Source organism: Streptomyces sp. NPDC127595 (genome assembly GCF_042671685.1).
Classification (GTDB): domain Bacteria; phylum Actinomycetota; class Actinomycetes; order Streptomycetales; family Streptomycetaceae; genus Streptomyces.
This window is the reverse complement of record NZ_JBHXWK010000014.1, coordinates 1-20,392: the sequence shown is the minus strand read 5'-3', so window position 1 is coordinate 20,392 and position 20,392 is coordinate 1. Positions and strand designations below refer to the sequence as shown.

Sequence of the window (20,392 nt, the reverse complement as noted above, 5' to 3'; positions counted from 1 at the left end):
GCTGAATCGTGGACAACCTGATTGCGCTGCTCGTAGCGGCGCCTCTGCTCGGAGCGGCCGTACTGCTGTGCGGCGGCCGGCGGCTGGACGCCGTCGGCCACTGGATCGGTACGGCCCTCGCGGCCTCCTCCTTCGTGATCGGCGCGATCCTCTTCGCCGACATGCTGGGCAAGGACGCCGAGCACCGGGCCATCGGCCAGCACCTGTTCAGCTGGATCCCGGTCGAGGGCTTCCAGGCGGACGTCGCCTTCCAGCTGGACCAGCTGTCGATGACGTTCGTCCTGCTGATCACCGGCGTCGGCTCGCTGATCCACCTGTACTCGATCGGGTACATGGAGCACGACGAGCGGCGCCGCCGCTTCTTCGGCTATCTGAACCTGTTCCTTGCGGCGATGCTGCTGCTCGTCCTCGCCGACAACTACCTGCTGCTGTACGTCGGCTGGGAGGGCGTCGGCCTCGCCTCGTACCTGCTGATCGGCTTCTGGCAGCACAAGCCCAGCGCCGCCACCGCCGCGAAGAAGGCCTTCCTGGTCAACCGCGTCGGTGACATGGGCCTGTCGATCGCCATCATGCTGATGTTCACGACCTTCGGGACCTTCGCCTTCGGACCGCTGCTCGGCACCCATGAGGAGCCGGGTCTCGTCGGCGACGCCACCGAGGGCAAGCTCACGGCCGTCGCGCTGATGCTGCTCCTCGCGGCCTGCGGCAAGTCCGCCCAGGTGCCGCTGCAGTCCTGGCTCGGCGACGCGATGGAGGGCCCGACACCGGTCTCGGCCCTCATCCACGCCGCGACGATGGTGACCGCGGGCGTGTACCTGATCGTCCGCTCCGGCGCGATCTTCAACGCGGCGCCGGACGCACAGCTCGTCGTCACCGTGGTCGGCGCCGTCACACTCCTCTTCGGTGCGATCGTCGGTTGCGCGAAGGACGACATCAAGAAGGCCCTCGCCGGGTCGACGATGTCGCAGATCGGCTACATGGTGCTGGCCGCAGGCCTCGGCCCCATCGGCTACGTCTTCGCGATCATGCACCTGGTGACACACGGCTTCTTCAAGGCCGGCCTCTTCCTCGGCGCCGGCTCGGTCATGCACGGCATGAACGAAGAGGTCGACATGAGGAAGTACGGCGGCCTGCGGAAGTACATGCCGGTCACCTTCGTCACCTTCGGCCTCGGCTACCTCGCCATCATCGGCTTCCCCGGCCTGTCCGGCTTCTTCTCCAAGGACAAGATCATCGAGGCGGCCTTCGCCAAGGGCGGCACCGAGGGCTGGATCCTCGGCGGCGCGGCCCTGCTGGGCGCGGCCATCACGGCGTTCTACATGACGCGCGTGATGCTGATGACCTTCTTCGGGGAGAAGCGCTGGCAGCCGGACGCCGAGGGCCATGAGCCGCACCCGCACGAGTCGCCCAAGTCGATGACGATCCCGATGATCGTGCTCGCCTTCGGATCGGTCTTCGCGGGCGGCCTGTTCAGCATCGGCGACCGGTTCCTGCACTGGCTGGAGCCGATCACCGGACACGACCACGGCGACGCACCGATCAGCGCCACCACGGTCACCCTGGCCACCATGGTGGTGCTCGTCATCGGCGTCGGAATCGCGTACGCCCAGTACGGGCGCCGTCCCGTCCCGGCCGTCGCCCCGCGCGGTTCGCTGCTCACCAGGGCGGCCCGGCGCGACCTGCTCCAGGACGACTTCAACCACGTCGTACTGGTGCGCGGCGGGGAGCACCTCACCCGCTCCCTCGTGTACGTCGACCACACCCTGGTCGATGGCGTCGTCAACGGCACGGCGGCCTCGATGGGCGGCCTCTCCGGCCGTCTCCGCAAGCTGCAGAACGGGTACGCGCGGTCGTACGCGGTCTCGATGTTCGGCGGTGCGGCGATCCTCATCGCCGCGACCCTGCTGATGAGGGCGGTCTGATACCGATGTCGTTTCCTCTGCTGACAGCGACGGCGGCGCTCCCGGCCCTCGGGGCGATCGCCACGGCCGCCGTGCCGGCCGCGCAAAGAGTCGCCGCCAAGTGGCTGGCGCTGCTCGTCTCGCTGGCCACCCTGGTGCTGGCGATCGTGGTCCTGGTCCGCTTCGATCCCGACGGCGGCCGCTACCAGCTCACCGAATCCCACGCCTGGATCGCGGACTTCGGGGTGCGGTACGAGCTGGGTGTGGACGGCATCGGAGTGGCGCTCGTCGCGCTGACCGCGCTGCTGATCCCGTTCATCATCCTGGCGGGCTGGCACGACGCCGACCCGCACGAGACGGGCGCTGAATCTCTTGGCAGCTTCGCTGCGGGCCGCTGGCGGCCGACGCAGGGCTTCTTCGCACTGATCCTGGCCGTCGAGGCGATGGTGATCATCTCCTTCGAGGCCACCGACGTCTTCCTCTTCTACATCTTCTTCGAAGCCATGCTCATCCCGATGTACTTCCTCATCGGCGGCTTCGGGGACAAGGCCCACGAGCACGGCGACGAGGTCGCGGCGACGCAACGGTCGTACGCCGCCGTGAAGTTCCTCCTCTACAACCTGGTCGGCGGCCTGATCATGCTGGCCGCGGTGATCGGCCTCTATGTGGTGGCCGGAAACTTCTCGCTCCAGGAGATCGCCGAGGCCCGGGCCAACGGCTCGTTCGAGATGGCGACCAACACGGAGCGCTGGCTCTTCCTGGGCTTCTTCTTCGCGTTCGCCGTGAAGGCGCCGCTGTGGCCGCTGCACACCTGGCTGCCCAACGCCATGGGGGAGGCCACGGCCCCGGTCGCGGTACTGATCACGGCAGTTGTCGACAAGGTCGGCACCTTCGCGATGCTCCGCTACTGCCTCCAGCTCTTCCCGGAGGCCTCGAAGTGGGCGACGCCCGTCATCCTCGTACTGGCGCTCATCAGCATCATCTACGGGGCGCTGCTCGCGGTCGGCCAGCGGGACATCAAGCGGCTGGTGGCGTACGCGTCGATCTCGCACTTCGGGTTCATCATCCTGGGCATCTTCGCGATGACCAGCCAGGGCCAGTCGGGCGCCACGCTCTACATGGTCAACCACGGGATCTCGACCGCCGCCCTGATGCTGGTGGCGGGCTTCCTGATCTCGCGGCGCGGTTCGCGTCTGATCGCCGACTACGGAGGGGTGCAGAAAGTCGCCCCGGTGCTCGCGGGCACCTTCCTGATCGGCGGCCTGGCGACTCTCTCGCTCCCCGGGCTCGCGCCCTTCGTGAGTGAATTCCTGGTCCTGGTCGGCGTGTTCGCGCGCTATCCGGCCGTCGGCATCATCGCCACCTTCGGCATCGTCCTCGCCGCGCTGTACACGCTCGTCCTCTACCAGCGGACGATGACCGGCCCGGTGAAGCCACAGGTGGCGCAGTTGCCCGACCTCAGGGTGCGTGAACTTCTGGTCGTCACCCCGCTGATCGCCCTGCTGATCTTCCTGGGTGTCTACCCGAAGCCGCTCACCGACATCGTCAACCCGGCGGTCAAGCAGACCATGTCAGACGTCCATAAAACGGACCCTCAGCCCGAGGTGGAGGCGGCCAAGTGAGTACAGCAGCCGTCCACAGCCTGTGGACAACCGCAGCCGACCCGATCTCGAAGATCGACGCGCCGAAGATCGAATACGGGCAATTGTCGCCCACCTTGATCGTCATCGGGGCGGCGATCGTCGGAGTGTTGATCGAGGCGTTCGTCCCGCGCAAGTCCCGTTACTACGTCCAGGTGTTCGTGTCCGCCGTCGCACTCGCCGCCGCGTTCGCCGCGGTCGTGGCGCTCGCGGCGGGCGGATACGGCACCACGAAGGCGCACATCGCGGCCATGGGCGCGATTGCCGTCGACGGGCCCGCACTGTTCCTCCAGGGCACGATCCTCCTGGCCGGACTGCTCGGCGTGTTCACCTTCGCCGAGCGGCGGCTCGATCCGGAGGCACACGGCAACCGGGTCGACTCCTTCGCCGCGCAGGCCGCGTCCGTACCCGGCAGTGACAGCGAAAAGGCCGCCGTGAAGGCCGGGTTCACCACCACCGAGGTGTTCCCGCTCCTGCTCTTCGCGGTCGGCGGCATGCTGATCTTCCCGGCGGCCAACGACCTGCTGACGCTGTTCATCGCGCTGGAAGTCTTCTCGCTCCCGCTGTACCTCCTGTGCGCCGTGGCCCGCCGCAAGCGGCTCCTGTCACAGGAAGCGGCGGTCAAGTACTTCCTGCTCGGCGCCTTCGCCTCCGCGTTCACCCTCTTCGGCATCGCCCTGCTGTACGGCTACGCGGGCTCGGTGTCGTACGCCACCATCTCCCAGGTCGTCGACGGCACCATCCAGAACGTCGACCCGGCGCTCGCAGACACCATGGGCAACGACGCGCTGCTGCTCATCGGCGTCGCGATGGTCGTCATGGGCCTGCTGTTCAAGGTCGGCGCGGTGCCGTTCCACATGTGGACCCCGGACGTCTACCAGGGCGCGCCGACACCGGTCACCGGCTTCATGGCCGCCGCGACAAAGGTGGCCGCCTTCGGGGCGCTGCTGCGCCTGCTGTACGTCGTCCTGCCCGGCCTGCGCTGGGACTGGCGGCCGGTCATGATGGCCGTCGCGATCGTCACCATGCTGGGCGGTGCGATCGTCGCGATCACACAGACCGACATCAAGCGGCTGCTGGCGTACTCGTCCATCGCGCACGCCGGCTTCATCCTCGCGGGTGTCATCGCGACCTCGCCGGACGGTGTCTCGTCCGTGCTCTTCTACCTCGGCGCGTACTCCTTCGTCACGATCGGCGCCTTTGCCGTGGTGACTTTGGTGAGGGACGCGGGCGGAGAGGCGACCCACCTGTCCAAGTGGGCGGGGCTCGGGCGCAGGTCTCCGCTGGTGGCGGCCGTGTTCGCGGTCTTCCTGCTGGCCTTCGCGGGCATCCCGCTGACCTCCGGCTTCGCCGGGAAGTTCGCCGTGTTCAAGGCGGCGGCGGAGGGTGGCGCGGGCGCGCTGGTCGTGGTCGGTGTGATCTCCTCGGCGATCGCGGCGTTCTTCTACATCCGCGTGATCGTGCTCATGTTCTTCAGTGAGCCGCGGGCGGACGGGCCGACGGTCGCCGTGCCGTCGCCGCTGACCATGACGGCGATCGGGGTGGGCGTGGCGGTCACACTGGTGCTGGGTGTGGCGCCGCAGTACTTCCTGGACCTGGCGGGTCAGGCCGGGGTGTTCGTGCGCTGAGCCGCGCCGGGTCGGCGACGGGTCGGGTCGGCTACGGATCGAGCCGCGTACGGATCGATCCGGGTACGGATCGGGGCCCGCTCCCTTCGGGGAGTGGGCCCCGACTCGTTGTCACGGGCACTTCACGTTAGGGTTCCACGGCTTGAACAGGCCGCTGGGGTTGGGCTTGTAGATCCAGGCGTGGAGTGTGTAGAAGCCTTCGGCCACGGTGTTGTCGAGCTCCTTGCCGAACAGCGTCGGCGCTTTGGCCTGACCGGTGTCTTTGACCATCCACTCCACCGCGACCAGCTTGCGCTTCCCGCCGAGGCCGGTCTCGTACAGGAGGGCCGCGGGTGTGGCGGGGTCGAGCGAGTCGACATATGACTCGTTGAAGTAGTGGTAGCCCATGGCGCCCTTGCCGCCCACCGAATCGAAGGCGCATTCGTCGGAGCGCTTGTATCCGGCGGCGACGCCGAACGGCTCGTACGCGTACGCGCCGGTCGCCGTGTACGTCGTGTTGAGCTCTGCCCAGGCGCCGGTGTCTTCGTCGGCGGCGTGGGCCGGGGCGGCGGCCAGGGAGAGGGCGGTGGCCAGGGCGAGGGCGCAGGCGGCCTTGAGGGGGGACATGTGGGGGCTCCTTGGGGAGAGGGGCGCGTGGGGCGCCCGTGAGCGGAGCGGGCCTCCCCCGTCCCGCACGAGCAGAATGTCCCGTTCCGCCTGGTGACCGCCATCCGGCGAACCCATTGGACTGACGGAGGGTGGGGCGGTCCGAGGGGCAGCCTGTGGATAACTCCGAGGCTGTCGGTGCGGAGGCCTAAGGTGGCAGTCGTGGGCGAAGTACGACGGACGGGGGACGGGCGATGGGTGGGACGGGTGTGATGACCGAAGCGGGTACGACGGAGACGCTGGGTGAGAGCGAGGCGCTGGCCACGCTCCACCGGGTCTTCGGGTACGACGCCTTCCGCGGCGAACAGGAAGCGATCATCGAGCATGTGGTGACGGGCGGTGACTCCGTCGTCCTGATGCCGACCGGCGGCGGCAAGTCGCTCTGCTACCAGATTCCGGCCCTGGTCAGACCTGGTACGGGTGTCGTGGTCTCCCCGCTCATCGCGCTGATGCAGGACCAGGTGGACGCGCTGCGGGCGCTGGGCGTGCGCGCCGGCTTCATGAACTCGACGCAGGACTTCGACGAGCGGCGGACGGTCGAGGCGGAGTTCCTCGCGGGGGAGCTCGACCTGATCTACCTGGCTCCGGAGCGGCTGCGTCTGGACACGACGCTGGACCTGCTCTCACGGGGGAAGATCTCGGTCTTCGCGATCGACGAAGCTCACTGTGTCGCCCAGTGGGGGCACGACTTCCGCCCCGACTACCTGGCGCTCTCGGTGCTGGGCGAGCGCTGGCCGGACGTGCCGCGGATCGCGCTGACGGCCACCGCCACGCGCGCCACGCACAAGGAGATCACTCAGCGCCTGGGCATGCCGGACGCCCGGCACTTCGAGGCGAGCTTCGACCGCCCCAACATCCAGTACCGGATAGTGCCGAAGGCCGACCCCAGGAAGCAGTTGCTGTCCTTCCTCCGCGAGGAGCACGCCGGCGACGCGGGCATCGTCTACTGCCTCTCGCGCAAGTCGGTGGACGCGACGGCCGAGTTCCTCTCCCGCAACGGCATCGAGGCCGTGCCGTACCACGCGGGCCTGGACGCGGGCACCCGCGCGCGTCACCAGTCGAGGTTCCTGCGCGAAGAGGGCCTGATCGTGGTCGCCACCATCGCGTTCGGCATGGGCATCGACAAGCCGGACGTACGGTTCGTCGCCCACCTCGACCTGCCGAAGTCCGTCGAGGGCTACTACCAGGAGACGGGCCGCGCGGGGCGCGACGGACTCCCGTCCACGGCCTGGATGGCATACGGGCTTCAGGACGTGGTCCAGCAGCGCAAGATGATCCAGGGCTCGGAGGGCGACGAGGCGTTCCGCCGCCGGGCGGCCGCCCACCTGGAATCAATGCTGGCCCTGTGCGAGACGGCCCAGTGCCGGCGCTCCCAGCTCCTCGCCTACTTCGGCCAGGACCCGCACACCCCCGCGTGCGGCAACTGCGACACGTGTCTGTTGCCGCCCGAGACCTGGGACGGCACGGTCGCGGCGCAGAAGCTGCTGTCCACGGTGGTGCGATTGCAGCGCGAGCGTGGGCAGAAGTTCGGTGCGGTCCAGATCGTCGACATCCTGCTCGGGCGCCGGACCGCCAAGGTGATCCAGTTCGACCACGACCAGCTGTCCGTGTTCGGCATCGGTGAGGATCTCTCCGAGAACGAATGGCGGGGCGTCGTACGGCAGTTGCTGGCGCAGGGGCTGCTTGCCGTCGAGGGTGAGTACGGGACGCTGGTGCTGACCGAGGCGAGCGGGACGGTGTTGCGGCGCGAGCGGGAGGTGCCGTTGCGGAAGGAGCCGCCCAAGCCGGTGGGCGCCCGTTCGTCCTCCTCTCGGGGCGAGAAGAAGGCCAAGGCCGCCGTGGCCGAGCTGGCACTGGAGCTGGTCCCCGCCTTCGAGGCCCTGCGTGCCTGGCGTGCCGAGCAGGCTCGGGAGCAGGGTGTTCCGGCGTACGTCATCTTCCATGACGCGACGCTGCGGGAGATTGCCACGGTGTGGCCCAAGTCGGTGGCTGAGTTGGGGACGATCAGCGGCGTGGGTGAGAAGAAGCTGGCGACTTGGGGGGAGGGGGTGTTGGGGGTGCTTGGGGCGCTTGGGGGTGCCTCCGGGGACTCCGGGGACTCTGGGGCATCTGGGGGTTCCGGGGCCGGGGGTTCAGGGGTATCCGGGGGTTCGGGGGCCGGGGGAGCTGCGGCTTCGGCGGTTGGTGAGGCTCCGGATCCGGACTGGCCGGAGATGGGCGAGGAGCCTGAGCCCGAGCCGGAGGACTGGGCCTAGGGCGTCGGCGGGGTCTGCTGCCGGGCGCGGCGCTGGCCTTGGCGGGGGCGGCGGCCGTGGCTGGGCGGGTCGGGGCCGTGCCGGTACGTCCCGCTCGTCGCCGCCGGATCAGACGTCGGGCAGTGGGGTGGGGGTCCGGTGACGCGAACGTACGCGACGAGCATTTGGACGTACCGGCACGGCCCCTTCCGTGGTTTGGCGGCTGCGGCTGCGGCTGCGGTGATGGCACAGGCTCCGACTCCGACTCCGACTCCGACTGCGGCTCCGGCGACGGCACCGGCTGCGGCTGCGGCTTCGGCTCCGGTTTCGATTCCGGCTCCGGCTCCGGCTCCGGTTTCGGCTCCGGCATCAACTCAGGTTCGATTCCGGCTCCGGCTCCGGTTTCGATTCCGGCTCTCCCTGTGGCTCCGGCTGCGGTAGCGGATAGGGGTGCGTGGTGCTCGGGGGTTGTTGCCGGGTGTGTGGGGGTGGGGGGAGGGGGGATGTCGCTCAGGGGGTCGGCTTGATTCGGCCCGTTACCTCGCCCAGGCCTACGCGGGTTCCGCCTGGGCCCGGGGCCCAGGCTGTCAGTGTCACCTCGTCGCCGTCCTCAAGGAAGGTGCGCTTGCCGGTGGGGAGGTCGAGGGTGTCTCGGCCGTTCCAGGTGAGTTCGAGGAGGGAGCCGCGCTCGGAGGCGGAGGGGCCGCTCACGGTTCCGGATCCGTAGAGGTCGCCTGTGCGGAGGGAGGCGCCGTTGACCGTCATGTGGGCCAGTTGCTGGGCGGCCGTCCAGTACATGGTGGAGAAGGGGGGTTCGGAGACGACGTGGCCGTTGATGGCGACGGAGATGCGGAGGTCGTAGCCGCCGGGCTCGTCCTCGGAGTCGTCCAGGTAGGGGAGGAGGGGGTGTGTGCGTGATGGGGGTGCGACTTGGGCGTCGGTCAGAGCGTCGAGCGGGGTGATCCACGCGGACACCGACGTGGCGAACGACTTGCCCAGGAAGGGGCCGAGAGGGACGTACTCCCAGGCCTGGATGTCGCGCGCCGACCAGTCGTTGAGGAGGCAGAGGCCGAAGACGTGGTCGCGGAAGGCGGAGAGGGGGACGGGGGCGCCCATGGCCGAGGGGGTGCCGACCACGAAGCCGACCTCCGCTTCGATGTCCAGACGGATGGAGGGGCCGAAGACGGGGGCCGCGTCCGTGGGTGCCTTGCGCTGGCCGGAGGGGCGTACGACGTCCGTTCCTGACACGACGACCGTGCCGGACCTGCCGTGATAGCCGATGGGCAGGTGCTTCCAGTTGGGGGTGAGGGAGTCGGCCGCGTCGGGGCGGAAGATCTGGCCGACGTTCCGGGCGTGGTTCTCGGAGGCGTAGAAGTCGACGTAGTCCGCGACCTCGAAGGGGAGGTGCAGGGTCACCTCGGAGAGCGGGTGGAGGTGAGGTTCGAGCGTCTCGCGGTGAGCCGGGACCGTCACCCATGCGGTGAGGGCGCGGCGGACGTCGGACCAGGCGGTGCGGCCGGCTGAGAGGAGGGGGTTCAGGGTCGGTCGGGCGAGCAGTTCCGCGTACGGGGAGCCGAGTGCCCGGGCTGCCGCGCCCGCGTCGAGTACGTGGTTGCCGAGGCGGACGCCGATGGTTCGAGCGGTGGCGGTGGCGGTGGCGGTGGCGGTGGCGGTGGCCGGGCTGGTCGGGGTTGGGGTCGGGGTGTTCAAGGAGAACACCCCGTACGGCAGGTTGTGCGGGCCGAAGGGATCGCCCTCGGGGACGTCGAAGAGGGGCGTCGGCAGCGGCTTCGGCATCGGGGGGTGCCTCGCTCTCGTGGCTTGCGGGGGGCGTACTTGCCATGCGGGACATGGGTTCTGCTTGGTCGCGGCACACGTTACGGGGGATGAACTTGTTGGGGCTGTGCCTGGTGGGTTCGTAATGCTCCGTAAGTGCCATTCGGGGGCGTCAAGTTATGCCGGGTGCGGGGAGCCGGGTTGTGGCCGTCAGGGCTTCGTACCGCTCGTAATCCCCGTGCGGTGAACGGCGTTGCTGACGGGATACCGGACGTCGTCCGGTTCACGCCGGGCCGATGAGTCGTTCGATCCGTATTCTTCGGATCATGGCCGCTCCGACTGCATATTCACTTATCGCCACCGACCTGGACGGAACGCTGCTGCGCGGCGACGACACGCTCTCCGACCGGTCGCGGGCCGCGTTGGCGAAGGCCACGGCCGAGGGTGCCCGGCATCTGGTGGTGACGGGCCGGCCCGCGCCGAGAGTGCGGCCGCTGCTCGACGAACTCGGCAGCCAGGGGCTGGCGGTGTGCGGTCAGGGGGCACAGTTGTACGACGCGGGGGCGGACCGTCTGCTGTGGTCGGTGGCCCTGGACAGGGAGCTGGCCGAGACGGCGCTCGGCAAGATCGAGGCGGAGGTCGGGCAGGTCTACGCGGCCGTGGACCAGGACGGCGTGGACGGGCTCACGCTCATCGAGCCGGGCTACGTGATGCCGCATCCGACGCTCCCGGCGGTACGGGTGCGGCGGCGTGACGACCTGTGGGCGGAACCGATCAGCAAGGTGTTGCTCCGTCACCCGTACTTGTCGGACGACGAGTTGGCGATGACGGCGCGAGCGGTGGCCGGTTCGCTGGCGACCGTCACCATGTCGGGGCCGGGGACCGTCGAACTCCAGCCATGCGGCGTGACCAAGGCGACGGGCCTGGCTCTCGCCGCCCGTCATCTCGGCCTCAGTTCCTCCGCCACCATCGCTTTCGGTGACATGCCCAACGACATCCCGATGTTCGACTGGGCGGCGCGGGGGGTGGCCATGGCCAATGCGCATCTGGAGCTCAAGGCGGTGGCGGACGAGGTGACGCTGTCCAATGAGGATGACGGGATCGCGGTGGTACTGGAGCGGCTGTTCGGCTAGCCGGGGCGTCCGCACGAGGAACGTGTCGGGTACCGGCCGGCCGCCGAGTCGTCTCGGGCCGTTCGGCTTCGGGTGACGCCGGAAAACGGTGAGGGGGGGTGCCCGACTGGCGACGGCACCACCCCCCCATGTGTGTGTCAGCTCTGTTTGCTGTAGTCGTGAGTGAGGGCGCGGCCCGGCTGCTCCTCCGAGGACGACGGGGGCTTGGGGTGCCCCAGCTTCTCCCCTTCGATGTCGACGTTGGGCAGGATGCGGTCGATCCAGGCAGGCAGGGACCATGCGCGCTCGCCGAGAAGGGCCAGTGCGGCAGGGATGATCGTCATGCGGACGATGAAAGCGTCGAAGGCGACGGCGACGGCTAGTCCGAAGCCCAGTGACTTGATCATGGCGTCGTGGCCGCCCATGAACCCGGAGAAGACGGTGATCATGATGAGGGCCGCGACGGTCACAACGGTGGCGCTCTGCCTGAATCCCGCCTCGACCGCCGTACGGGCGTCGGCGCCGTGGACGTATGCCTCGCGCATGCGGGTGACCAGGAACACCTGGTAGTCCATGGCCAGGCCGAAGACGATGCCGACCATCAGGATGGGCATCAGGCTCATGATGGGGCCGGTCTGGTCGAGACCGATCAGGTCCTTCAGCCAGCCCCACTGGAAGACGGCCACGAGTGCTCCCAGAGACGCCAGTACGGAGAGCAGGAAGCCGAGGGCGGCCTTGACGGGCACCAGGATCGATCGGAACACCAGGATCAGTACGAGAACGGCCAGGCCGACGACGACCGCCAGGTAGGGCGCGATCGCCTTGCTGAACTTGGCGGAGACGTCGATGTTGAGGGCCGTCGTGCCGGTCACCAGGGAGCGGGCTCCCGTTTCCGCGCCGGTGCTGTCGGCCAGGGAACGGATGTCGCCGACGAGTTCCTTTGTCGCGTCGCTGGCCGGTGGGCTCTTGGGGATGACCGTGATGATGGCGGTGTCGCCCGCTTCGTTGAAGACGGCCGGGGTCACCGCGGCCACACCGGGCAACTCGGCGAGGGACTTGCCCATCTGCTGGGAGCCGGTGCGTGCGACGGCGGGGTCCTGGTTGTCGACGGTCACCGTGAGCGGGCCGTTGAAGCCGGGACCGAAGGACTGCGACAGCATGTCGTAGGCCTTGCGCTGGGTTGAGGAGGTGGCCGCGGAACCGTCGTCCGGCAGCCCGAGTTCGAGCTTCGCGGCGGGCAGGGCGACGACGCCGAGACCGATCACCGCCAGGATCAGGACCCTCGCCGGCTTGCGCAGAACGTAGGAGATCCACCGTTGTGCCAGTCCCGGGCGGACGGACCGGATCCCGGAGAGTCGGGACCCGGGGAGTCGGGACCCGGGGAGTCGGATCCCGGAGATTCGGGTGGCGGACCGCTCGCGGGCCTTGCCGCCGATACGTTCGCCGGCGAAGCCCAGGAGCGCGGGGATCAGCGTGATGGCGACGAGAACGGCGACGACGACGGCACCGGCGGCGCCCAGACCCATCATGGTCAGGATCGGCAGGTTCACCACGGCCAGCCCCACGAGAGCGATCACCACGGTCAGTCCGGCGAAGACGACGGCTGATCCGGCGGTGCCGTTGGCGCGGGCGGCGGCTTCTCTTGCGTCATGGCCGGCCGCGCGTTCGGCGCGGTAGCGGGAGACGATGAACAGCGCGTAGTCGATGCCGACGGCGATGCCCAGCATCGTGGCCAGGGACGAGGTGCTGCTGCTGAGGTTGAGCGGCCCGCTGAGCGTGGTGATTGCGGTCATGGTCACGCCCACACCGACCATCGCGGTGACGAGGGGGAGACCGGCGGCGATCAGTGAGCCGAAGGTGATGAACAGGATGACGGCGGCCAGGGCGAAGCCGATGACCTCGGCCGAGGAGCCCTCCGCGGTGGTCGGCACCGCGTTGCCGGATGCCTCCACCGTCAGTCCCTGACCGCGGCCCCACTCCAGTGACTTGTCGAGGCCGGTGTGGTCACGGTCGGTCAGGTCCGAGTCTTTGACGTTGTAGGTGACCTGCGCGTAGGCGGTGGTGCCGTCCGCGCTGACCGTCTTCGCCGTGAACGGGTCGCTGACCTGGGCGACATGCGGCGAGGAGTCCTTCACCTCGGCCAGGGTCGCTTCGAGTGCTGCCTTGTTCTCGGTGCTGCTGATCTTCTCCCCGTTGTGGGCCCTGATGACAACGCGGGCGCTGGCGCCTTCGGCGTTGGCGGACGGGAACTTCGTCGCCAGCAGATCATTGGCGCGCTGGGCTTCCGTACCGGGCAGGGAGACGCTTGAGCTTTGCGGGCCCGAACTGGTGGCGGCGGCGGCGCCCATGACGCCCAGGACGAGCGCCCACAGAAGGACGACCAGTCGGCGCCGCTGGAAGGCGGCCAGGCCGATTCGGTGCAGGAAGGTGGCCATGAGGGTGCGACAACTCTCTGTCTGTCGATACGAACGGGCAGTGCCCGGCTGGTGGGGCTCAGCGGGAGGGCGGCGAGCACGGAGGAGACTCCGCCGTCGACGAGGAGCCCGGTACCGGTAGGAGCCCGGTACCGGTGATGAAGCCGGCGGCCAGGCCTCGGGGGGTGGGGCGCCGACCGCCGTGGGCACCATGGTTCCGCCGGGCCGGGGCGTGCTGCGTCGGCCGTTCGGACCTCACGCGCACCGGCCTGTCGGTCATTCGGCCGACACCGATCCGGGCCTGCGCTCCTACGCTGATCCGCGTGGACTGGAAACTCCCGCTCAACCCGGCCGGCGGCAGGCTCATCAAGATCAGCAGCCTGGTGGCGTTCACGCTCACCTGGTTCGCGGACTTCGCTCTGCTCGCCCGGGGCCCCGATCCGTTCGGATCACCCACGGCATGGCTGCCCGTGATCGTCACCGGTCCGCTGATCGGGCTGCTCGCACTCGGCATGCCCCGCTCGGCCGGCCTGGACAGGCGCGTCATCGGCGCCGTGACGATCTCCCTCGCCCTGACCGTCTGGAGCCTGGTCGAGCCCCCCACCCTGCATTGGTGGGGGGCTCTGGAGACCTGCGGGCTGCTCTTCCTCACCGTGCACACCACGGCGCACGCCTGGCGGCCGGGACGCGCGACCGCTTACACCCTCGCGCTGGTCGCCGCGATCCTCGCACTGCCGCTGCGCAGCAGATCATGGGGCGCTTTCCTCGCCGGCGGCTACGTCCTGACCATTGCCCTGGCGATCTGCATCGTCATCGGCTGTGCCGTCCGTGCCCTGGAGGTCCGCCGGGAACGGGCCGTGCACGACGTACGCCAGGCGGAACGCCTGGCCCTCGCCCGGGACCTGCACGACCTGATCGCCCACCACATGACCGGCATCATCGTCCAGGCCAATGCAGCGCTGACCATCCAGGCCACCGCTCCGGACAAGGTGGATCCCATCCTGCGCACCATCGCCCGGTCCGGCACGGAAACCCTGGAGTCGATGCGCCGTCTGGTACACGTCCTGCGGGAGGACAACCAACCCGCCCTGCGTCCGGGCGACCTGCTCACCGAACTGGCCGACCTTGTCTCCGCCCACTCCGCCGCCGGCGCCGACACACCGGCCCGGCTCGAAGTCACGGCAGCCGCCCGCACCACCCTCTTCAGCCCCGAAATCGAGCTCACCGTGGAGCGGCTGGTCCAGGAAGCCCTGACCAATGTCCGCCGGCACGCCCCCGGCGCCCGCACCACCGTCCACCTGGACGTAGACCGTGCCTGGCTGCGCGTGACGGTCACCAACACCGCGCCCTCGCACAGGACCGCCACACCCGCCGGCGGCCGCGGCGGCTTCGGCCTACTGGGCCTGCGCGAACGCGTCGAAGCCCTCGACGGAACGGTCCGCGCCGGCGCACTCCCCCATGGAGGCTGGGAGGTCCACGCCACCGTCCCCCTGGCAACACCCACCGCCAACGCGCTCCCGTACGACCAGCGCAAGCGTTGACGGGCCGGTGTCGGCGGTTCCTGTGGGCCACGCCGTACGACCAGCGCAAGCGTTGACGGGCCCGGTGTCGGCGGTTCCTGTGGGCCACGCCGTACGACCGGCCCAAGCATTGACGGGTTCGGTGTCGGCGGTCCCTGTGGACCACGCCGTACGACCAGCCCAAGTGTTGACGGGCCCGGCGTCAGCACTCCGGGTGAACCGTGCCCTACGACCAGCCCAAGCGTTGACGGGCTCAGCGTCAGCGCTCCGGGTGAACCGCGCCGTGCTCCCAGGCCCACGCCGCGACTTCCACCCGGTTCCGGGCCTTCAACTTGGCCTGGATACGCGCCAGATACGTCTTCACCGTCGACAACGACAAGAACAGCCCGTCGCAGATCTCCTGATTCGTACGTCCCACAGCCACCAGACGCACAATGTCCAGCTCGCGCTCGCTGAGCCCGGCAGCCCCCGCGTCACCCGACGCCGCGCCCCGCTCGGTCTCCTCCAGCCGACGCAACAGGCGGACCGTCACCGCCGGTGACACCAGGGCGTCCCCACGGGCCGCTGCCTGAACCGCCTCCACCAGCAGCCCCGGAGAGGCGTCCTTCAGCAGGAATCCGCAGGCCCCGTTGCGCAGGCCGGTCCGTACGTAGTCGTCCTGGTCGAACGTGGTGATCAACACGACGTTCAGCGGATCGGCCACGCCCGGCCCGGCCAACTGCCGCACCACGTCCAGACCGTCCAGCCGGGGCATACGAATGTCGGTCAGCACCACATCCGGGCGCAGCCGGCGGGCAAGATCGATGCACTCGACACCGTCAGCCGCTTCCCCGACCACGGTGATGCCCGGCTGCGCCCCCAGAATCAGGCTGAATCCGGTGCGCACCAACTGCTGGTCGTCGGCGATCACCACATTGATCCGTGTATCGGCCACTATCTGTTCCTACCACAGCGATCAGCGGCGCCGCCCCGACCGACGGCCGCCGGGCCCCGCCGTCCCCACCGAACGGCCAGTGCATCGTCCGCCCATGCTCGCTCGGGGCCGAGCGCCTCCGAGTCAGCCCCACGTCGCGGTTTCACGCGCAGCTGTCGGTCATTCGGCCGACACCGTTCTCCGGCTCCACCGCCGTGGGCCCGAGATCGGTTCGCGGGCCTGCCCGGCACTCAAGAGCGCATGGCCGGAGCCGACCCGATCTCCACCACCCGTGCCCACTCCGGCGGCGAATCCGGTACGTAGTCGGGGTCGTCCTCGTCCCAGGACGGGGTTTCGTCCTGTCGGGGGAAGAGGCCCACCACCGTCCGGCAGGGTGGGCGCGTGGACGGCCAGGGCGTCTGGCCGTCGGTCAGGGCGACGACGACGTCCGGCCGGGGGCCGGTTCGCAGGGCCTTGGCGAAGCCTGTGCGTAGATCCGTACCCCCGCCGCCCATCAGGGGGATCCCCTCGGCGCGGCACAGCGGGTGGGCGATCCGGGCCGCCGCGTCGCACGGCACCACGGTGATCAGGTCGCGGCGGCCGCCCAGGGCGCGGGAGATCGCGGCGACTTCGAGGAGCGCGCTGCCCAGTTCGGTGTCACTGACCGACGCGGAGGTGTCGATGACCACGCAGACCCGAGGCGGCCTGCGCCGCAGGCTCGGCAGTATGGCGCCCGGCACCCCGGCAGAGCGCCGTGACGGACGGCCGTACGTGTAGTCCTCGCCCGCGCCGGAGCCGGAGACCGCCGAGCGGACCGCCGCGCCGAGCAACTCCCGCCACGGCTGCGGCGGATGGAACGCCTCCTCCGCCCACCGTTGCCAACCTCTGGAGGAGCGCCCCGGGCGGGCCTTGATGCCCTGCGCCACCCGGAACCGGACCGCGTCCCGCTCCTGCGCGCTGAGGCCGTGCGCACCGTCGGGCCCCAGCTCCCACTCCCGTTCCAGTCCGTCGGCGCCGCTTCCGCAGTCCAGCCAGGCCAGGTGTTGGGTGAGCGGCCCGAGTCGGAACTGGCGCAGGTACTCCTCCATGAGCTGTCCCTCGGGCAACCTCAAGGACACTGGCTGGAGGGCGTCTTCGGGCCGGATCAGTCCGTCGCCGTACACGTCGTCGTTGATCTCGCAGTCCGCGGCGATGTTCATCCGCAGCCGTTCCGCAGGGCCGGTCAGGCCGTGCTGCCGCGCGAACCGGTCGCTGCGCCCGTGATGGTCGCGCAGCAGGTGCGACACCTCGTGCACCCATACCGCGGCCAGTTCCTCCACCGGTGTGCGGTCCACGAACCCCGGCGAGACATAGCACCGCCAGTGCCGGTCGACGGCCATCGTCGGTACCCGCCGTGACGGCACGGTGTACAGGGCGAAGAGCGCCGTCGCCAAGTAGGGCCGGACCCGGGCGGCGTGCAGCCGGGCGGCGAAGAGCTTGTCGAGGTCGAGGTCGAGGTCGAAAGCGAGGTCGAAGTTGGGGCTGGGACGGTGGCTGGGTGTTGTCGGTGCGTCCGGTGTCATCGGCCCGCCTTCGTGGTGACCGCCGCACGGGAAGCGGACTGGGCCGCGGCCTGGTCCGCACGCCGGGACAGGGACACCGCTCCGGCGAGCCGCTCGATCGATGCCGGAACGTCCCAGTCCTCCTGCCGGAGTGTGGCGAGTGTGGTCGCGGGGACGACCACCAGGTCAGGGGCTCCGGTCTCCAAGGCCCGGACCAGGAGCGCCCAGGCCGCGTCCCAGCGGGATCTCTCCGGGCGCCGGCGGACCGCCGCCACCACACCGTCGAGCACCGCCTGGCGCAGATCCCCGCGCTCGGGCAGGCTCGCCCCCGCCGGGTCGGCGAGCAGGACTTCGGGGTCGGGGAGGTCCATCCGGTCCAGGCTTGCCAGCAGTTCGAGCCCCGGGCCGTCCCCGACGGTGCCTCTGACCAGCAGGGACAGCACCTCCCGTGAGGAGCCGGCCGCGGTCGCGAAGGCGATCAGGCACAGGGTCATCTCCCAGCTCCGGGGTGACGGCCAGGGGCCGCCCCGGCGGGTTTCGTTGCTGGGCAGCCGGTGTACGAGCGTGGGGCGGGCGGCGAGGAGTTCGCACACCGCACGCCGGGCGAACTCGACGGCCCCCGACAGCCTTTCCGGGTCCAGCTGCGGCAACGTCGCCCGGGGCCACGTCCCACCAAGACCGCGTACGACGACCTCGTGGTCGTGGGTCCACTGAAGATGGACGAACCTGTTGGCCAGCGGCGGGCTCAGCTCCCAGCCGTCGGCCGCCGAGGAACGCGGATTGGCGGCGGCCACGATCCGTACGCCGGGCGGCAGTTGGAGTGAGCCGATCCGCCGCTCCAGTACGAGACGGAGCAGGGCGGCCTGGACGGCCGGCGGCGCGGTGGACAACTCGTCCAGGAACAGCAGCCCTCGGCCGGCCCGCACCAGGCGTACCGCCCAGTCCGGCGGGGCCATCGGGACACCTTGCTCCGCGGGATCGTCTCCGATGATGGGCAGCCCCGAGAAGTCGGACGGCTCGTGCACGCTGGCGATCACCGTGGTCAGCGGAAGATCCAGGGCCGCCGCGAGCTGCGTCAGGGCCGCGGTCTTGCCGATCCCCGGCTCACCCCACAGAAGTACGGGCAGATCGGCCGCGACCGCGAGCGTCAGGGCCTCCAGCTGGATGTCGGGGCGCGGTTCGGTACCGGAGTCGCGCAGCAGGGTCAGCAACTCGCCGGCTACGTCGAGTTGGGATGTGGGGGATGAGGAGGGCGACAGCGTGCGTGTGGGCATGTTTGATCACCTTTGGGTTCGTGGTGCAGCGAGTGGGTGCGAAGGCGAGTGGGTGCGAAGGCCGGAGGCCCTCGAAAGAGACGGAGGCCCTTGAAGGAGGCGGAGGTCCGCGAAAGAGATGGAGGCCCGCGAAAGAGGCGGGGGCCCGCGGGTCGGCCGAAGGAGGCGGAGGTCCGCGGGTCAGCCGGCGAGCGCGTGGTGCGAGTGGGTGCGGCGGCCGCGAGGACGGTGACAGTCCGGGTGGAAGTGGATGCGGCCGGGGCCGGGTTCGACCAGGCCTGCCCGGAACAACCCGTAGGTGATCCGGCGCTCCGCGGCCGCCTCCAGCTCGTCTCGTAGAGCGCCGCCGCGCAGCACCGCGTCGGGCCCCAACAGGCCCTCGACGACGGCCAGCGCACCGGCGATGTCGCCGTGGACCAGGCGTTCGCGGATGCCCGCGAGACACTCGGGACGACGGTGTGCCTCATCAATGGCTTGCAGGCAGGGAAGCGGGGTTCCGGTCAGCGCGACCAGCAGTTCCTCGCGGCGGATCTCGGCCGGGTCGTGATCCAGCGCCGCCAGTACCCCGTCGACCAGGCCGATACGGTGCTCGGCCCCACGGCACTCCACGAGTCGTGGTTGACCTGCGGCCAGGGCCGGAACGGGGGAGGCGCGGGTGGGCGTACGACCCGGTACCAGTGCCGAGGCGACCAGCGGATGCAGCCGGTCGGCCTCCAACGCACCTGCGCGGAGCAGTTCCAGGTCGGGCAGCACCCAGGTCGCCGCGTCGGGCAGGACCGGCAGTGCGGAGGCGCCGGCCTTCATGGGCGTGGGCGCCGCCGTGATCCGCAGGGCGGGAGAACCAGAGCGGTCTGCGTCCCCGGCCAGGTTCAGGATCAGCCGACGCCGGCCCCCGACCCGCACGGCGACGGCACCCGCACCGGTCGCCCGCCCCTCGGCGTGCAGCAGGATCCCCGCCTCGGCCGCCCACCGCTCGACGGCACACCGCCGCCCCCGCGGCACCATCCCCGGCGGATCCGGGTTCATGGAAGGGTGCCGGTCGGCCCCGGACCGGACCCGCAGCTCGCCGGCCCTGCGTGCGTCCCAGAGATGGCGGTGCAGATCGAGGCGGAACCGCCGGTTGGGGCGGGGATGCGGATGCCGGAACGCCCCGGCCTCGAAGCCGGGACCGCCCCACAGCGCGAGGCTGATCCGCTGACCGGCGTCCGCCCAGGCAGGCGGAGTCCGCACCACGAGGTACACCGGGCGTCCACCGTCGGACTCGGACTCGGCCTCGTACTCGGCCAGCGCGATGGTCAGACCCGGGCGCAACAGCCCGTCGGGCGCGACCCTCGGGAGATGCCAGCGCAGCAGGTCAGGTGCCAGATGGCGGAGATCGGCCCGGATACGGGCGGCGAGATCGCGGCCGTGACTGCGTGCCACGGAGCGCAGGTTGAGATCGACATCGATGCCTGCGGCGGCACACGCACCCGCCCAGTCCCCGGCAAGACGCCGGGCGGTCGCGGTCTCGATCATCGAGGGTGGCACGGCGAACTCGCGCACGCGCAACCAGAAGGAAAGGCGGGAGTCCTCGTTCGCGGTCTCAGTGAGCATCAGCACTCACCTTGCGCGGACGGGTCCCCCAATCTGCGAGGAGATTGATTCATCATCGCGGCGAGCGTAACGCCCCCACCCGCGATCCGGCAGCTTCTTTTCAGCGGGTGCGTCGGGTGCGTCTGCACGGGTGTGTCGGGTGCGTCGGCACGAGGCTGTCGGGTGCGTCCGCCCCGGGCTAGCGGGTGCCCGGGGCGGACG

General features: G+C 70.0%; 13 protein-coding genes. 6 read left to right on the top strand and 7 right to left on the bottom strand.

The window, feature by feature from the left end:
- The first annotated feature begins 8 nt into the window (after positions 1 to 8).
- Genes nuoL through nuoN form a run of 3 tightly spaced genes read left to right on the top strand, consistent with a single transcriptional unit; the run spans position 9 to position 5,169 of the window.
- Positions 9 to 1,922 carry an NADH-quinone oxidoreductase subunit L gene (gene nuoL, locus ACFVKT_RS33975; RefSeq protein ID WP_385738764.1) on the top strand — a complete coding sequence of 638 codons (1,914 nt, stop codon included), beginning with the start codon at positions 9 to 11 and terminating at the stop codon, positions 1,920 to 1,922.
- A 5-nt stretch (positions 1,923 to 1,927) separates the two neighbouring features.
- Positions 1,928 to 3,523: an NADH-quinone oxidoreductase subunit M gene (locus tag ACFVKT_RS33970; RefSeq protein ID WP_385738762.1), complete on the top strand. Its 1,596-nt coding sequence runs from the start codon at positions 1,928 to 1,930 to the stop codon at positions 3,521 to 3,523.
- Positions 3,520 to 5,169: an NADH-quinone oxidoreductase subunit NuoN gene (nuoN, locus tag ACFVKT_RS33965; RefSeq protein WP_385738760.1), complete on the top strand. Its 1,650-nt coding sequence runs from the start codon at positions 3,520 to 3,522 to the stop codon at positions 5,167 to 5,169. Before ACFVKT_RS33970 ends, nuoN begins: the two co-directional genes overlap by 4 nt.
- A 111-nt stretch (positions 5,170 to 5,280) precedes the next feature.
- Here the strand turns inward: nuoN and ACFVKT_RS33960 are convergent, their stop codons facing one another.
- Positions 5,281 to 5,775, bottom strand: a complete 495-nt coding sequence (locus ACFVKT_RS33960) for a hypothetical protein (RefSeq protein WP_385738758.1) — start codon at positions 5,773 to 5,775, stop codon at positions 5,281 to 5,283.
- Positions 5,776 to 6,008: 233 nt separating this feature from the next.
- Between ACFVKT_RS33960 and recQ the strand changes: the two genes are divergently transcribed.
- Positions 6,009 to 8,069: a DNA helicase RecQ gene (gene recQ / locus ACFVKT_RS33955; RefSeq protein WP_385738756.1), complete on the top strand. Its 2,061-nt coding sequence runs from the start codon at positions 6,009 to 6,011 to the stop codon at positions 8,067 to 8,069.
- Positions 8,070 to 8,558: 489 nt separating this feature from the next.
- Here the strand turns inward: recQ and fahA are convergent, their stop codons facing one another.
- Entirely contained in the window at positions 8,559 to 9,845 is a 1,287-nt protein-coding gene (gene fahA / locus ACFVKT_RS33950) for a fumarylacetoacetase (protein ID WP_385738754.1), read from the bottom strand.
- A gap of 305 nt (positions 9,846 to 10,150) precedes the next feature.
- On the opposite strand from fahA, the gene ACFVKT_RS33945 reads away from it, so the two are divergent.
- Entirely contained in the window at positions 10,151 to 10,957 is an 807-nt protein-coding gene (locus ACFVKT_RS33945; protein ID WP_385738753.1) for an HAD family hydrolase, read from the top strand.
- Positions 10,958 to 11,094: 137 nt separating this feature from the next.
- On the opposite strand, the gene ACFVKT_RS33940 is transcribed toward ACFVKT_RS33945, so the two are convergent.
- On the bottom strand, positions 11,095 to 13,371 hold the full coding sequence (locus ACFVKT_RS33940) for an MMPL family transporter (RefSeq protein WP_385738751.1): 2,277 nt from the start codon (positions 13,369 to 13,371) through the stop codon (positions 11,095 to 11,097).
- A 302-nt stretch (positions 13,372 to 13,673) separates the two neighbouring features.
- Between ACFVKT_RS33940 and ACFVKT_RS33935 the strand changes: the two genes are divergently transcribed.
- A complete protein-coding gene (locus ACFVKT_RS33935) occupies positions 13,674 to 14,891 on the top strand; it encodes a sensor histidine kinase (protein ID WP_385738750.1) in 1,218 nt (405 codons plus the stop codon).
- 238 nt (positions 14,892 to 15,129) lie between these two features.
- Here ACFVKT_RS33935 and ACFVKT_RS33930 read toward each other — a convergent pair whose 3' ends face one another.
- From ACFVKT_RS33930 to ACFVKT_RS33915, 4 genes are all read right to left on the bottom strand, one after another.
- Positions 15,130 to 15,804 carry a response regulator gene (locus ACFVKT_RS33930; RefSeq protein WP_385738748.1) on the bottom strand — a complete coding sequence of 225 codons (675 nt, stop codon included), beginning with the start codon at positions 15,802 to 15,804 and terminating at the stop codon, positions 15,130 to 15,132.
- A gap of 230 nt (positions 15,805 to 16,034) precedes the next feature.
- Entirely contained in the window at positions 16,035 to 17,345 is a 1,311-nt protein-coding gene (locus ACFVKT_RS33925) for a VWA-like domain-containing protein (RefSeq protein ID WP_385738746.1), read from the bottom strand.
- Complete coding sequence (locus ACFVKT_RS33920; RefSeq protein ID WP_385738744.1) at positions 17,342 to 18,598, bottom strand: AAA family ATPase; 1,257 nt, start codon at positions 18,596 to 18,598, stop codon at positions 17,342 to 17,344. The genes ACFVKT_RS33925 and ACFVKT_RS33920 overlap by 4 nt, the downstream gene beginning before the upstream one ends.
- Positions 18,599 to 18,778: 180 nt before the next feature.
- A complete protein-coding gene (locus ACFVKT_RS33915) occupies positions 18,779 to 20,191 on the bottom strand; it encodes a hypothetical protein (protein WP_385738742.1) in 1,413 nt (470 codons plus the stop codon).
- Positions 20,192 to 20,392: the final 201 nt, after the last annotated feature.

Excerpts from the sequence above, each read along its gene's own strand:
- ACFVKT_RS33970 (WP_385738762.1), top strand. The coding sequence starts at position 1,928 with ATGTCGTTTCCTCTGCTGACAGCGACGGCGGCGCTCCCGGCCCTCGGG.
- ACFVKT_RS33960 (WP_385738758.1), bottom strand. The coding sequence starts at position 5,775 with ATGTCCCCCCTCAAGGCCGCCTGCGCCCTCGCCCTGGCCACCGCCCTC.
- recQ (WP_385738756.1), top strand. The coding sequence starts at position 6,009 with ATGGGTGGGACGGGTGTGATGACCGAAGCGGGTACGACGGAGACGCTG.
- fahA (WP_385738754.1), bottom strand. The coding sequence starts at position 9,845 with ATGCCGAAGCCGCTGCCGACGCCCCTCTTCGACGTCCCCGAGGGCGAT.
- ACFVKT_RS33945 (WP_385738753.1), top strand. The coding sequence starts at position 10,151 with ATGGCCGCTCCGACTGCATATTCACTTATCGCCACCGACCTGGACGGA.
- ACFVKT_RS33940 (WP_385738751.1), bottom strand. The coding sequence starts at position 13,371 with ATGGCCACCTTCCTGCACCGAATCGGCCTGGCCGCCTTCCAGCGGCGC.
- ACFVKT_RS33925 (WP_385738746.1), bottom strand. The coding sequence starts at position 17,345 with ATGACACCGGACGCACCGACAACACCCAGCCACCGTCCCAGCCCCAAC.
- ACFVKT_RS33920 (WP_385738744.1), bottom strand. The coding sequence starts at position 18,598 with ATGCCCACACGCACGCTGTCGCCCTCCTCATCCCCCACATCCCAACTC.
- ACFVKT_RS33915 (WP_385738742.1), bottom strand. The coding sequence starts at position 20,191 with ATGCTCACTGAGACCGCGAACGAGGACTCCCGCCTTTCCTTCTGGTTG.